Source organism: Pseudoalteromonas phenolica (assembly GCF_005876835.1).
Lineage (GTDB): Bacteria > Pseudomonadota > Gammaproteobacteria > Enterobacterales > Alteromonadaceae > Pseudoalteromonas > Pseudoalteromonas phenolica_B.
Genome location: NZ_PPSW01000007.1, coordinates 271716 through 285415, shown reverse-complemented (window position 1 = coordinate 285415; position 13700 = coordinate 271716). Strand labels below are relative to the sequence as shown.

Sequence of the window (13700 nt, the reverse complement as noted above, 5' to 3'; positions counted from 1 at the left end):
CAGGGGCTGCCCCGCAGAGGCTTCGTAGCAAGGGTTGCCCCGCATAGTTATTCTATGTAAGTAAGCCGATAACGCCGAATAAATGGCCAACTCGCGCTGCTCGGAGAGTTCAACCAAAGGCTTCCACTACTTTGTCATTCGCCACTCACATAACCCATTATGCGGGGCAACCTATGCTTCGTAGCTCATTTCGTGTATTGAAAGCCTTTGATTTGAACAAAATTCATACCTCAAAGATAAACACGCCCTAGCTTAAATTATTCAAACTCTAAGGTGATGTAATTTGTGACGAACGGGTCTATGGTAATCGTACCTGTTGCATAGGATTTTCTGTCAACACCTCTGGTTTGAGCTTTAATGTAATACTTACCAGCAGGCAGTGTAATATTTTCATTAAAGGTCGTATCAAACTTAGTTCTTGTTTTGACTAACCAGCCTTCAGGTGAGTACTCATATAAGTAAGCTTCGAATGCGACATTACCTATACGAGGGTGAAAAGAGCGCTCTATTGTGAGTCTTGTCTTATCATTTGGGTTACGTTCAGATTTACTAATTGTTGTTTGACCATAGTCTCTAGATGTTTTCTTGGCATCGAGTATGTAAATCTTTTCACGTTTTACTGAGTAATTACCAGATTGATTAGGTGTGTTTGTTACAGGAGATGATGGGCTTGTAGAACCAAGGATACCGTTTATTGCACCGTTAACGCCGTCTTTTACAGTTCGTTCAACAGTAGTTGTTGAACAGCCTGATAGTGCCGTAATAGAGGTGAATAATAACGCGAGTTGAGTTTTCATATTTCGTCCTAGTCGTTTTTGGCTTACCTTAATTTTAAAAAGTCTAATACTTTTTAACGGCATTATTATTAAACAATTTACCCGCTATCTGCAATAAATAATATCTAAAATGGGTGTAAGGAGTGTTTTTATACCAATCCACTTAATTAAGTGAGCTATTTTGAGGGTAGGAAAGTTTATCGATAACAGGGCAAAAATTTTGCTATTTAGTTGTTCTCGGCAATTGCTCCTGCATTGCACTACCTTCTGCATCCATGCAGTCGTAAATGAGAAATTTTTAACGCCGTTAGCGGCAACTTTAGTCCCTAAAAATGATTAAGTATTATTGGTATTAGTAATCAACGCGCTTGCGAAGTTGTTTTGTTTGACCTTTTTTGACTTTGCTATCGACGCGTTTACGTTGTGAGCTTCGGGTTGGTTTTGTATCTCTTCGTGCCTTTTGAACTTTAATTGCATCTAAAATAAGGGCCTTTAAGCGCTCTAATGATTCTTCTTTATTCATTTCTTGGCTACGGTGAGATTGCGCTTTGATGACAATGACTCCCTCTTTGGTGATCCTAGAGTCTTTTAGCGCAAGTAGCCTTTCTTTATAAAATTGTGGCAACGATGAACGTTTAATATCGAACTTTAAATGAATGGCGGTTGATACTTTATTGACGTTTTGACCCCCAGCGCCTTGGGCGCGGATCGCGCTGAATTCTAATTGCCAAGCTGGAATTTCAACATTGTTGGATAAAACTAACATGTCACGTCTCGTGGTTTTTACTTAATATTAAGAGTTTAACATGTTGGCAGTAGATGTTTGCAGTTTTGAAGATATGGCGTGTCCAAGCAATTGTTTAAGAAAAATCACGGCATCCTTGCCATGGCAAGTGCTTGGGAATTAGTGGCCTAGTTGGTACTTATGCGCTAATTGTTGTTGTGAATACTGAAGAGCGCGTTTTGTTGCTTGTAATAAGTCTTTACCCTTGGCTTTTATCTGCATACTAGGCAAGCCAGGCAATAATAATTCAATGTTGCATTGTTGCATGCTGGTGGCTTGATCTTGATGTATGTCTTTTACATTGATAGTAATTTTACGGATGTTTTTACTGTACTTAGACAGTTTGCTATTCACCAGACGTGAAATTTGCATTTTTGTCGCAGCATTTTGTAGTTTGTCTTGTAGCGTCAAAATCAGTTTCATCGTGTAAATTCCAATCAGTTTATAAAGTTTTATCGCGATATATTGCAGCGATGGAATTAATCTACTAATGTAATAGAAAAGAAAAAAGCTGATTAAATCTTACTTAGGGTTCGGTGAAATCGAATGATTACCAACATAAATTACAACCACCTCTACTACTTTTGGCAAGTAAGCCGTCATGGCAGCATCGCGGCAGCCAGTAAAGTGTTACATCTGACACCACAAACGGTCAGTGCACAAATTACCAGTCTTGAACATAGACTAGGTAAACCGTTATTTTTACGTGAAGGGCGAGGTTTACGACTAACTGAGTTTGGTCAAGTCACTAAACAGTATGCTGATGATATGTTTGCCATTGCCGAAGAGTGGCTTGAGACGACTCAGGGTGATATGAGCAATGTCTCTAAAACGCTTAGGGTAGGAATCTCAGATTCTTTACCTAAATCTTTGGTATCTAAATGGCTAGCACCTTTGATTGAAAATGAACGTATTTCGAATTTACATTGTATTGACGGCCAACAAGCGGAGCTACTGGCGCAAATGGCCACGCACAAGCTTGATTTGGTATTAGCTGATAAGCCATTAGATAGCAGTCTGCCGTTTAAGGCTTTTTGCCATGAGATAGGCAAGAGCCAACTGGGCTTTTTTGGTAAAGCCAGCTTACAAAGCAGTGTACAAACGCAATTCCCTAATTTACTGAGTGAGCTGCCTGTCATTTTACCTGCTAAAACCAGTCCGGTGACAAGCGCGATTAAGTTTTGGTTAGAAGACCTCGAGTTAGAGGTATCTGTAGCGGGTCACGTTGATGACAGTGCATTAATGAAAGCATTAGGCGAACAAGGGTTTGGTATTTTTCCTGCGCCATTGTCAATTAAGCAGGAAATCGAAAAAGCGCTTGATGTGACTTATTTGGGTGCAATTGAAAATGTTTATCAGCATTATTATGCATTTACACCTGATAGACTCATTAAAGATTCAATTTACTCAGAGTTTGTGAAAAACGCACAAAGCTGCTGATCAAATAAGCTTGAGCTAAAGAAATTAGGGGCTTTGTGCTTTTGTGAGTACAATACGCCCCTATTTACTTTTTTGAGCCCGTTATGCAGTCCTCAGCAATCTCATTCCTTGATTCTCATCTTGCTAATTTTTCTCCCTTGCCTAATGAAGTAAGGCGTTTATTTCACGGCCGAGGTAAAGCGTTTGAAGGGCTTGAGCAATTAACAATTGACTGGCTTGATGGACAAATCTTGATTTCAATTTTCAAAGAAGTCGATGAAGATTTTCTGTCCGTGTTAAAACAGCATATTACTGCATGGCTGCAGATAGATACATGGCAGGCGCAAGTCAAAAGTGTATTGTTGCAGTATCGATTTAAAATGAACTCACCGATAGAAGTGGTTTTTGGTGAATTAACAGATCAGCAAAATGTCATTGAAAACGGATTGAAGTTTCAGCTCGATTTGGGTCAAAAGCAAAATAACGGCTTATTTTTAGACATGCGCTATGGCCGTAAGTGGGTATTAGAAAACAGTAAAAATAAGCGTGTTTTAAACCTTTTTGCCTATACCTGCGGTTTTTCAGTTGCAGCCATTGCTGGTGATGCTCAAAGTGTTGTGAATCTTGATATGGCCAAAGCGGCACTGTCAAAAGGCAGGGTGAACCATCAATTAAATGAGCATGATTTGAGACAAGTCCGATTCTTAGGGTATGACTTATTTAAATCTTGGGGGAAAGTCAAAAAGTTTGGACCTTACGACTTGATTATCATTGACCCGCCAAGTTTTCAAAAAGGCAGTTTTGCACTGACCAAAGATTATAAAAAGATTTTACGTCGTTTACATGAGTTACTCAGCGAAAACGGGCAAGTACTTGCTTGCGTGAATGATCCTGATCTGACTTCTCAATTTTTAATTGACGAAATGGCGGAACATGCACCTTCAATGCGTTATCAGCACCGTTTAGAAAACCCGCCTGAGTTCATTGATAGTGATCCAGAAGCCAGTTTAAAAAGCTTATTATTTGTTTTAGATGGCAAATCAGAGAGAAGCTAAATACTTTTCCTGTTTAAATTTGAAGTGTAAAGCCCCTTTACACTTCAAATTTGATGATTAGATCACGATTATTCTAACTCAGGTTATGGATATTAAAAGGGTCGATTTTTCTGTCTTACTTGAAGTTATTCAGGGAGGTTTCTAGGTACTGAGTCACAATTTCTTCTCAGAAAAGAAAAATCACATTATTTTTTAGAATTAAATTGAATTTATTTAAACAATCGAGGGTCAAACCTCAACTACAAACCGAAATTTTACTAACTTTAACGACCTTATCTTATTTTAAGATCAAATTTTTACTAACTTCAGCGTCGTTTTGACGATGCAGTTAATTTACTTAAGCATCTTGCTTTCTGATCTACATTAACTTTTAAGTTAAATAGTTGTTTATATCGGTTAAATTAACTTGTTCATTTAAATCAAGCAGGTATAGTTTATGGCTGCTTTTAGATATCAAATAGGATTTGACGTAATATGCAATTAGTCGATTTAAACCCAGAAGATCCCAATGCCATTGAGTTATTTACGGAGATCGATCGGCTGATGAATACACTCTATCCTATTGCCAGTGATCAGTCTCTTGCTTTATCTGAATTACGGCAACCCAATGTTCGTGCCATTGGCTTATTAAATGAAGATGGCATTGTTGCTTGTGGTGCGATTGTGAAGCAGTTTGATAAAACACTATATGGCGAATTGAAACGTTTATACGTAAAACCCGCTTATCGAGGTAAGGGCTTATCTAAGCGTATTATGCAAACCCTGCTTCATTATGCCGGAGAAGCACAAATTCCTCTAATGCGTCTTGAAACAGGTAGTAAGCAGGCTGAAGCAATCAGCTTATACGAAAGTTTAGGTTTTAAGCGATGTGAGCGTTTTGGTCTATATCGAGATAACCCGCTGAGTGTTTTTATGGAGCTCCCTCTTAGTAAGGCTTAAGCCTTATTACCTGTAAGCTGCTGTAATGGCTTTATCGCAGTTTTTGCAGTAATTTCCTTCCTTGTGTTCTATATTTATTTTTATTGTTTGACTCTAAGTAGGGAGACTTTTGGCGATGAAAGTACTCGTTGTTGATGACATGGCCGCGATGCGACATGTAATGATGAATATGTTAAGGCATGTCGGTTTCGAACATTTAGATGAAGCTGTCGATGGTTTCCAAGCGCTAGGGATGCTAAAAAATGCCTCTTACGATCTTGTGATCACCGATCTTAATATGCCCAAAATGGATGGTCAGCAATTACTTAAGTCGATCCGCAATGATCAAAAATTAAAAGACACGCCAGTGATCATGGTAACTTGTGAAAACGACAAGCAAAAAGTACAGCAGGCTTTATTAGAAAAGGTCAGCGGATTTATCTTGAAGCCTTTCAACTTGCAGACACTTGAAAAGCAGCTCTCAAGGCTAAGAGAAGCGGTTTAGTTTTTCATTTCATAAAATAAAAAAGAGCACCATCAGGTGCTCTCAATCTCTTCTTATTTAAGCAATAATTATAGCTTAGTCACACCCATATTATGTAATGTGAACCCAAAGATATCGGCGTATTGGTCGATGATCTTGCTCGTAGGTGTACCTGCACCGTGACCTGCGTTCGTTTCAATACGAATAAGCGTCGGATTTGAACCCGTTTGCTTGTCTTGAAGTTCAGCTACAAACTTGTAAGAGTGAGCTGGTACAACACGGTCATCATGATCGCCTGTCGTTACAAGTGTCGCTGGGTACTGCACACCCGCTTTTACATTATGAACTGGCGAGTAGTTTTTAAGGTACTTGAACATTTCTTTGCTTTGATCTGCTGTGCCGTAGTCATATGCCCAACCTGCACCTGCTGTGAAAGTGTGATATCTCAACATATCAAGTACACCAACAGCTGGCAGTGCAACTTTAAATAGCTCCGGACGCTGCGTCATTACAGCGCCGACTAATAGGCCACCATTTGAACCACCATTCAGAGCAAGCTTCTTACTTGACGTATAATCTTTGTCGATTAGATATTCAGCTGCGGCAATAAAGTCATCAAATACATTTTGCTTCTGAAGCTGTGTACCTGCTTTGTGCCAGTTTTTACCATATTCACCACCACCACGAATATTTGCTACCGCGTAAACACCACCCATTTTCAACCATGCAGCACGAGAAGAGCTGAATGAAGGCGTAAGACTGACGTTAAAACCACCGTAACCATACAGAATCGTTGGGTTTGAACCATCAAGTTCTAAACCCTTCTTGTAGGTGATGATCATAGGTACTTTAGTGCCGTCTTTTGAAGTGTAGAATACTTGTTTTGACTCGTAGTTATCAGGGTTAAAGTTAATCTCAGGCTTTTGATAAACTTCAGACTTACCAGATTTGATATCTAACTTATAGGACGTGGTTGGTGTTTTGTAGTTACTGAAAGCATAATATAAAACTTCGTCATCTTTCTCAGCACCAAAGCCGTAAGCTGTTCCTACACCAGGTAGTTCCACTGTACGAACTAAATTACCTTTTTTATCAAACTGCTTTACTTTAGATACGGCATCAACCATGTATCTTGCAAAGATATAGCCACCACCCATACTCGGGCTTAGCACATTTTCAGTTTCTGGGATAAGGTCTTGCCAGTTAGCAGGAGCAGGATTGCTCGCATCAACAGTAACAATGCGCTTATTCGGTGCGTTAAGGTTAGTTACTAAGGTTAGTTTACTGCCTTCGCTATCCATCACATATGTGTCTGAATTGGTGTGATCAAGGATAGTAACTAGCTTACTGTTTGACTTAGTTAAGTCTTTGATGAATAACTTGTTGCCTGAGGTTGAAACACTGGCAGAAATAATAAGATAATGTTTATCTTTGGTAACGCTCGCGCCAACATAACGATGTTTTTCGCTTGCTGTTGCACCATAAATCACTTTATCTGCAGACTGAGGCGTATTTAGTTGGTGGTAATATACTTTGTGCTGATCAGTTTTTGCTGATAACTCACTGCCTTTTGGTTTGTCATAGCTTGAGTAATAAAAACCCTCATTACCGTACCAAGAAATGCCACTGAATTTCACATCAACTAAAGTTTCACCAATTTGTTTTTTGGTTTCAGTGTCTAATACAATCACCTTGCGCCAGTCACTACCGCCTTCAGAAATTTGGTAAGCAACCAGTGAACCGTCTTCTGTAAAGCTAATGCCTGCTAAAGACGTTGTACCATCTTTACTGAAGGTATTCGGATCTAAAAATACTTCTGGCTCGCCATCTTCAAGTTGGCGATAAAGTACATATTGATTTTGTAGGCCATCATTTTTGTAGAAATAAGTATATTTTCCTTTTTTAAATGGTGTGCCGATTTTTTCAAAATCCATTAACTCGGTTAGGGTTTCTTTGATTTGGTCGCGGTAAGGGATATTAGCTAGATAATCAAACGTTGTGTTATTTTGCGCTTTTACCCACTCTGCCGTTTCTGCACTCATATCATCTTCTAACCAACGGTATGGATCAGCAACTTGTTGGCCGAAATAGGTATCTACCACGTTATCTTTACGTGTATCAGGGTAAGAAACTTGTGTTTTATTTTGAACTGCCACGTTTGAATCAACTTGTTCGTTTGAGCTATTACAGCCTGTCAGTGCGATTGCCACAGACAGTGCTAGTGCTTGCTTTAGCATAGTGTATCCCTTATTTATTTTATAATTCATCTCGATATTATCTTTGGCTGCAAGTATTCATTTGAGCTATCAGCAAAGGTATTGACTTGGTTGTTATTAAAACAAAACCAGTGTTTTAACCTCTCATCAGCGCATGTCTTTTAATAACACGATGAAATATGGCAAGGTTTGAAAAATCGAAATCTTCATCTTCGCCAGCCTAGTAATCATTCTAAAGAGCGCTAGAAGGCTAGATTTAAGAGATGTTATCACTAGGAATAAATACTGAGAAGTAAGATGAGATGAAATTATTTCTTAAAAATCAATAGTATATTTTTCTATTAACATTGATTTACGAATACACAGAAGCTGTAAAGGGGGTTAACAAAGTGATGAGCGCTTTACTACTCATCACTTTAGGGGAATATAGGGTGTTATTGCGCTAAAGCGTAGCCACCTTTTAAATGGGCTACATGCTCAAACCCAAGTCTTACTAGCGCTTGCGCAGCAACAGAAGATCGACTGCCACTTCGGCATACAAGCACCAAGGGTTGGTTTTTGTTTAGTCGTTGTAGGCCAATAAAGTTTGCAAGTCTGGTTAATGGCACATTTTTATCAAATTGTTGCGCATGGTTGAGTGCATATTCATGTGGTTCACGAATATCAATCAGTTGTACGTCTTTAGTGCTGTCTAAATGAGCTTGCAAGGCGTCAGTATGTAACTCTAGGAAGCTATGCTTTTGCGAGCAAGTAGTCAGCGCACCACACATAATTTCTTGGTTGGCCTGGTCGTGAATATGGCTATCGAGTTCAGTTTTTTTACTCATAAACTCTGTAACTGATATACGCTGGCTCAAAACGTCTGCCAATAACTGATTACGCTGCGTTTCTGCATTTAGAGTTGTCACAAACTCATTGTTATAGTCATGGCTTGGGCAAAGCAAGCTATCTAGTTCTAATAAGCTGCTTAGTAACTTTATTGATTGATACATTTGAGACGCATCACTGCTTTCAAAGTTTGTTCTGCCTAGTGTGCCCATTAAAATTAAATCACCGCAGAAGGTATAAATACTATTGAATTTACCCGCCTTTAACTCAGCTTTGTGGCAAAGCGCCAAGGAGATACTGTCTTGTGTATGGCCTGACGTGGCAATTTTGACTAAAGCGAATTTCCCTACATCGATAAATGGTAAAGTAAGGGCATCGACAGTTACAACGTGACACTGGGTAGGCCAGCCTAAGTGATCAGTCACTTGGTCTTTTAATTCATTGCTTAACAGTTGCGTTCTAGCTGAAGTATGATCAGCATGACCATGTGTGTCTATAACCGCTTTTAAAGTAAGGCCTTGGCATTCTAAAACGGTTAATAAACGCTGAGTGAGTTCTTCTAGTGGCTCTATAATGATTGCCTCTTGGCTCTCACCATCGACAAATAACCAACAGCAACTACCGCCCACTTTGAACTGCACTAATCCATCGAGTTTTGACTTATTGTCTAAGTCACCCATGTTTACTAAGCAACTATGGCCAAGCGCTTTCGCACAATAAGCAATGCGTTCACAAGCTGCATCTATCTCAGCTTGAGTAGCAGCAGGACCAAAAGATAGACGTATTGCGGCTTCACTTTGTGCTTGGGGCAATCCCATTGCATCAAGCACAAAACTGCCAGTCACTTTCGAACTACACGCAGACCCCGAGCTGACACGAATATTAGCGGCATCGAATAAATCTAAGATCTCTTTGGCACTAAACCCTGGGATCGCGAAGTTCAGCGTAGTTGGGACACTACACGTAAAGTTATTGTTAAATACAATGGTAGGGAATGCTGTTGTTAACGCTTTAGCAAGTTGGTCGCGGTAATCGCATAGTGTTTCTTTGGTAGCAAATACACCCCTACCCTGCCCAAGTAGTTCATCGAAAATCACATTCAGTGAAGCTAAACCGGGTAAGTTTTCAGTACCTGAGCGTAGCCCACTTTCTTGCCCACCCCCTGCGATAAATGGTGTAAAAGGGGCTTGTTCACGAATATAGACAAAGCCGATGCCTTTCATTGCATAGAGTTTATGACCGCTAAATGGCGCGTAATCGATACTGGTATTGGCAATATCAAGTTCAACTTTACCGAGTGCTTGAACGCAATCAACCATCCAGAAAGTTTTGGGGTTATTGCTTCTAATCACCTGTTCGAGTTTGCTCAAATCTTGCTCTGCACCGGTTTCGTTATTGACGGCCATAGTGCAGATCATCAAAGCATTTGGCACTTCTTTGGCGATAAAATCTAAATCTAACATACCATCTTTATTAACTGGGATGGCTTTAATTTCAGCATGAATATCAAGAATATGATTCCAGTGCTTTAGAGATTCAGGTACAGCTTTATGCTCAGTTGCACCATATAAAATACAAGGTTTTTTATCAGAGCTGTAGATCTGCTTCGCTTGATAAAGCGCAGACAAAATGGCCGTTTGGATCCCTTCGGTTGCGCCACTGGTAAAGATAACTTGCCCGCTACTAGCACCAATTACTTTGCGTGCTTTACTGCGGGTTTGTTCCATTATTTGCTTAGCTTGAAGTCCTGTAATGTGGCTACTGCTCGGGTTGCCAAATTGGGTCTGCATGGTTGCAAGCGCAGCTTGCGCGGCCGCTGGTAATACGGGAGTGGTTGCGTTGGCATCAAGATAGATTTGACTCAATTGCTGCTGCTCAGTCATGACATAGCCTTTATTTATATAAAAATGCGCCTATATTGCATTTTGTTATATCTAATTACTTAAAGGAATATTAAGGGGTTTTTGATGCTTATTCAACCATAAAGTTTTTAAGGATTTGGTATTATTTCGCAGTCGTGTAGTGAGTTAGTATTTTGAACAGAAGTTCATGCCTATGTGTTTGGTTTGTGGATGAGTATAAACACGATATTGAGGAGATAGCTAAGCCCTAAAAACAGGCAGTTAATTCAAGAGGTTGAAGTATGCCTGCAAATAAAACAGGACTAAGGTTTATTGTATTTGTTCTTAAGCTGCTCTCTTGCTCTGTCTATTTCTTGCCAAATTTGCTGAACAAGATGGGGGTTTTGTTTATAAAAATGTTTGTTAAATGGTAAATACCAAACAGTATCCAATAATTGTTCTTTGGAGGGTTTAATAACATCAGAGAGTTGATTTTCATAAATTAGATGAAGGCCAATTAAGCGCTCTACCACATACCCATCTAATTTACCTTGTGCCACCATTTTGAGGCCTAACTCAGGGTCATATTGAAATGGGCTTAACCAATTTCTTTGATTCAATTCTTGCCAAACAACATACCCCAATGGCGCACCAAGTCCTTTATTTGGTAAATAGTCAGTCAGCGAAAATGTTGACGTTTGTTCTATAAAAACAGGATAAGTTGCCGTCCAGAGATGACCACCTTTGTAATTCGGAAAAGCGTATTCTTGGTCTCTTTGCGGAGTTTTTATCATGGCAAATAGAGCGTGACTATTACCTGCTTTGACATCTTTTTGACAGCGATTCCATGGTTTGGCATCGAATTGCACGTCCACTTTAGCATTTCCAGCAGCGGTTTTTATTATATCGGCTAATAGTCCTTTAGCTTGGTTTTCTTGTTGATAAATGTATGGCGGATAATTGCTGGCTTCATGACAAATTTTAAGCGTTGCACGTGCATAACAGTGTGACGAGGTAAAATATGTACAAATAACTGCACTTAAGTACAAGGCATGCTTTAAGTTTATTCTGGAGAAGCCAGTCGTTATCATCAATAAGGTGTTTTTTGTGGTTATTTTATACAGACTATAGTTAATTTTGTATATTAACTCTACAAGATAGCTGCTTTTTGATGAAGAAAGAGCAAGAGTGAATCTCTTGCTCTGTGAGGGTCTTATAGGTTGTGTCTTAAATCAAAGCGGTCAAGTTGCATGACTTTGTGCCAGGCTTTGGCAAAATCATCAGCAAACTTTTGCTTTGCATTATCATAGGCATAAACTTCCGCAATGGCTCTGAGCTCAGAGTTTGAACCGAACACAAGATCTACCGTAGTCGCAGTATATTGTTTCTGTCCACTCTTACGGTTAAATCCTTCATATAACCCTTCTTGAGCTGACTTTTTCCAAACTGTCGACATATCCAATAGATTAACGAAGAAGTCGTTGCTCAAAGCGCCTACATTATTAGTGAATACGCCATGGCTACTACCATTACTGTTTGCACCCAAGACACGTAGACCTCCTAAAAGCGCAGTCATCTCTGGCACGGTTAGATTAAGCTGATCAGCTTTATCGACTAACATTTCGGCTGGAGAGCGATAACTTTCTTTAGTATTGAAATAGTTTCTAAAGGCATCTGCTTTTGGCTCCAGTAGCGAGAATGAGGTTACATCTGTTTGTGCTTGTGTGGCGTCAGTTCTGCCCGCTGTAAAGGGGATTGACACTGTCACGCCAGCATTGTCGGCCGCCTTCTCAACAGCTGCTGCTCCACCTAATACGATGATGTCTGCCATGGACACTTTTTTATTGCTAGATGCTTTCCTGTTGAAATTGCTTTGCACAGTTTTAAGTGTATTTAACACCATGTTCAGTTCATCTGGGTTATTTACTGCCCAGTCTTTTTGTGGTGCTAACATAATGCGCGCACCATTCGCCCCTCCTCGCATATCTGACGCTCTACAGCTTGCTGCTGAGCCCTATGCTGTTCTTATAAGTTGAGGGATGGTTAAACCTGTACGCAGAATATCGCGCTTTAAGTTCGCAATATCGTTTGCATTGACAAGCGTATGGTCGACAGCTGGTACAGGGTCCTGCCAAATTAACGCTTCACTCGGCACATTATCACCAAGGTAGCGAGCTTTTGGTCCCATATCTCTATGTGTTAACTTATACCAAGCTTTTGCAAATGCGAGGCGATATTCTTCTGGATTTGCTAAGAAACGCTCTGCTATTTTGCGATATTCAGGATCGTACTTAAGGGCTAAATCAGCGGTAGTCATAACCGGTGAATTAAACTTACCTTTCACATGTGCATCAGGGACTGAAGTATGTAGCGATTCATCGGTTGGGATCCACTGAATTGCACCTGCTGGGCTGCGTGTCTGTTGCCATTCAAAGTTAAGTAAGTTTTGTAAATAAAGTGTCGTCCAGCGATTCGGTGCTTGCGTCCACGCGCCTTCAAGGCCACTGGTCACAGTGTCTTCTGAGTGACCTTTACCACATTTATTTTTCCAGCCTAACCCTTGTTCTTCAATAGCTGCACCGCCGGGTTCTTTACCCACACATTGGCCTGCTTTGTGCGCACCGTGCATTTTACCAAAGGTGTGACCGCCTGCGATAAGTGCAACGTTTCTTCATCGCTCATTGCCATACGGCCGAAGGCAATGCGAATATTTTTAGCTGAACCAAGTGGATCTGGCTTTCCTTTTGGACCTTCAGGGTTAACGTAAATTAGACCCATATGCGTCGCCCCAAGAGGACGTTGTAGCTTACCGTCACGCTCCTCACGGTCACTGGCAAGCATTTCAACTTCAGGGCCCCAATAAACAAGATCTGGCTCCCAGTCATCAGTACGGCCGCCCGCGAATCCAAAGGTCTTAAAGCCCATGTTTTCAAGACCAACTGTACCTGCCAGTATCATTAAGTCACCCCAAGAGATGCTTTCTCCGTACTTTTGCTTTAATGGCCACAGTAATCTTTTGGCTTTATCTAAATTACCGTTGTCAGGCCAGCTATTCAGTGGGTCAAAACGCATTTGACCGCCATCACCACCGCCTCGGCCATCTAGTGTGCGATATGTTCCTGTGCTATGCCACGCTAAGCAAATGAACAATGGGCCGTAGTTACCCCAGTCTGCAGGCCACCAATCTTGAGATGTGGTAAGCAACTCATTCATGTCTTTTTTGAGTGCCGCCATGTCTAGCTTATTGAATGCGTCTGCATAGTTGAAGTCACTACCAAGTGGATTTGAACGGCTGTCATGATCTCTAAGTGGCGACAAATCTAATTGTTCAGGCCACCAAAAGCAACTTCATGTGCCTAAGTTTGCAATCAATAGACCG

Annotated in this window: 10 protein-coding genes and 1 pseudogene; 4 read left to right on the top strand and 7 right to left on the bottom strand. The window is 40.4% G+C overall.

What is annotated here, in order from left to right; all coding sequences use genetic code 11:
- Nucleotides 1-257: 257 nt before the first annotated feature.
- The 3 genes from C1E24_RS05035 to C1E24_RS05025 all read right to left on the bottom strand — a co-directional run bounded on the left by C1E24_RS05035 (nt 258) and on the right by C1E24_RS05025 (nt 1983).
- Nucleotides 258-797, bottom strand: a complete 540-nt coding sequence (locus C1E24_RS05035) for a hypothetical protein (RefSeq protein WP_138479324.1) — start codon at nt 795-797, stop codon at nt 258-260.
- 331 nt (nt 798-1128) lie between these two features.
- A complete protein-coding gene (arfB, locus tag C1E24_RS05030; RefSeq protein ID WP_138479322.1) occupies nt 1129-1542 on the bottom strand; it encodes an alternative ribosome rescue aminoacyl-tRNA hydrolase ArfB in 414 nt (137 codons plus the stop codon).
- Nucleotides 1543-1680: 138 nt separating this feature from the next.
- On the bottom strand, nt 1681-1983 hold the full coding sequence (locus C1E24_RS05025) for a hypothetical protein (protein ID WP_138479320.1): 303 nt from the start codon (nt 1981-1983) through the stop codon (nt 1681-1683).
- A gap of 123 nt (nt 1984-2106) precedes the next feature.
- Between C1E24_RS05025 and nhaR the strand changes: the two genes are divergently transcribed.
- The 4 genes from nhaR (at nt 2107) to C1E24_RS05005 (ending at nt 5457) form a co-directional block, all read left to right on the top strand.
- Entirely contained in the window at nt 2107-3000 is an 894-nt protein-coding gene (nhaR, locus tag C1E24_RS05020; protein WP_138479318.1) for a transcriptional activator NhaR, read from the top strand.
- A gap of 83 nt (nt 3001-3083) precedes the next feature.
- The gene (locus C1E24_RS05015; protein ID WP_138479316.1) at nt 3084-4034 is read left to right on the top strand and encodes a class I SAM-dependent methyltransferase; all 951 of its coding nucleotides are present in this window, start codon (nt 3084-3086) and stop codon (nt 4032-4034) included.
- 474 nt (nt 4035-4508) lie between these two features.
- Nucleotides 4509-4973, top strand: coding sequence for a GNAT family N-acetyltransferase (locus C1E24_RS05010; RefSeq protein ID WP_138479314.1), 465 nt, complete (start codon nt 4509-4511; stop codon nt 4971-4973).
- A 115-nt stretch (nt 4974-5088) separates the two neighbouring features.
- Nucleotides 5089-5457 (top strand): response regulator, encoded by a 369-nt coding sequence (locus C1E24_RS05005; RefSeq protein WP_138479313.1) that lies wholly within the window; start codon nt 5089-5091, stop codon nt 5455-5457.
- A 68-nt stretch (nt 5458-5525) separates the two neighbouring features.
- On the opposite strand, the gene C1E24_RS05000 is transcribed toward C1E24_RS05005, so the two are convergent.
- The 4 genes and pseudogenes from C1E24_RS05000 to katG form a co-directional block, all read right to left on the bottom strand.
- On the bottom strand, nt 5526-7673 hold the full coding sequence (locus C1E24_RS05000) for a prolyl oligopeptidase family serine peptidase (RefSeq protein ID WP_138479311.1): 2148 nt from the start codon (nt 7671-7673) through the stop codon (nt 5526-5528).
- A 413-nt stretch (nt 7674-8086) separates the two neighbouring features.
- On the bottom strand, nt 8087-10363 hold the full coding sequence (locus tag C1E24_RS04995) for an aminotransferase class V-fold PLP-dependent enzyme (RefSeq protein ID WP_138479309.1): 2277 nt from the start codon (nt 10361-10363) through the stop codon (nt 8087-8089).
- A 281-nt stretch (nt 10364-10644) separates the two neighbouring features.
- On the bottom strand, nt 10645-11370 hold the full coding sequence (locus C1E24_RS04990; RefSeq protein ID WP_206078123.1) for a transporter substrate-binding domain-containing protein: 726 nt from the start codon (nt 11368-11370) through the stop codon (nt 10645-10647).
- A 164-nt stretch (nt 11371-11534) separates the two neighbouring features.
- Nucleotides 11535-13663 (bottom strand): annotated as a pseudogene (katG, locus tag C1E24_RS04985) (catalase/peroxidase HPI); the annotation flags it as partial.
- Nucleotides 13664-13700: the final 37 nt, after the last annotated feature.

Coding starts and splice junctions, on each gene's coding strand:
- C1E24_RS04995 (WP_138479309.1), bottom strand. CDS start 10,363: ATGACTGAGCAGCAGCAATTGAGTCAAATCTATCTTGATGCCAACGCA.
- C1E24_RS05000 (WP_138479311.1), bottom strand. CDS start 7,673: ATGCTAAAGCAAGCACTAGCACTGTCTGTGGCAATCGCACTGACAGGC.
- C1E24_RS05035 (WP_138479324.1), bottom strand. CDS start 797: ATGAAAACTCAACTCGCGTTATTATTCACCTCTATTACGGCACTATCA.
- C1E24_RS05015 (WP_138479316.1), top strand. CDS start 3,084: ATGCAGTCCTCAGCAATCTCATTCCTTGATTCTCATCTTGCTAATTTT.
- C1E24_RS05010 (WP_138479314.1), top strand. CDS start 4,509: ATGCAATTAGTCGATTTAAACCCAGAAGATCCCAATGCCATTGAGTTA.
- C1E24_RS05025 (WP_138479320.1), bottom strand. CDS start 1,983: ATGAAACTGATTTTGACGCTACAAGACAAACTACAAAATGCTGCGACA.
- C1E24_RS05005 (WP_138479313.1), top strand. CDS start 5,089: ATGAAAGTACTCGTTGTTGATGACATGGCCGCGATGCGACATGTAATG.
- nhaR (WP_138479318.1), top strand. CDS start 2,107: ATGATTACCAACATAAATTACAACCACCTCTACTACTTTTGGCAAGTA.
- arfB (WP_138479322.1), bottom strand. CDS start 1,542: ATGTTAGTTTTATCCAACAATGTTGAAATTCCAGCTTGGCAATTAGAA.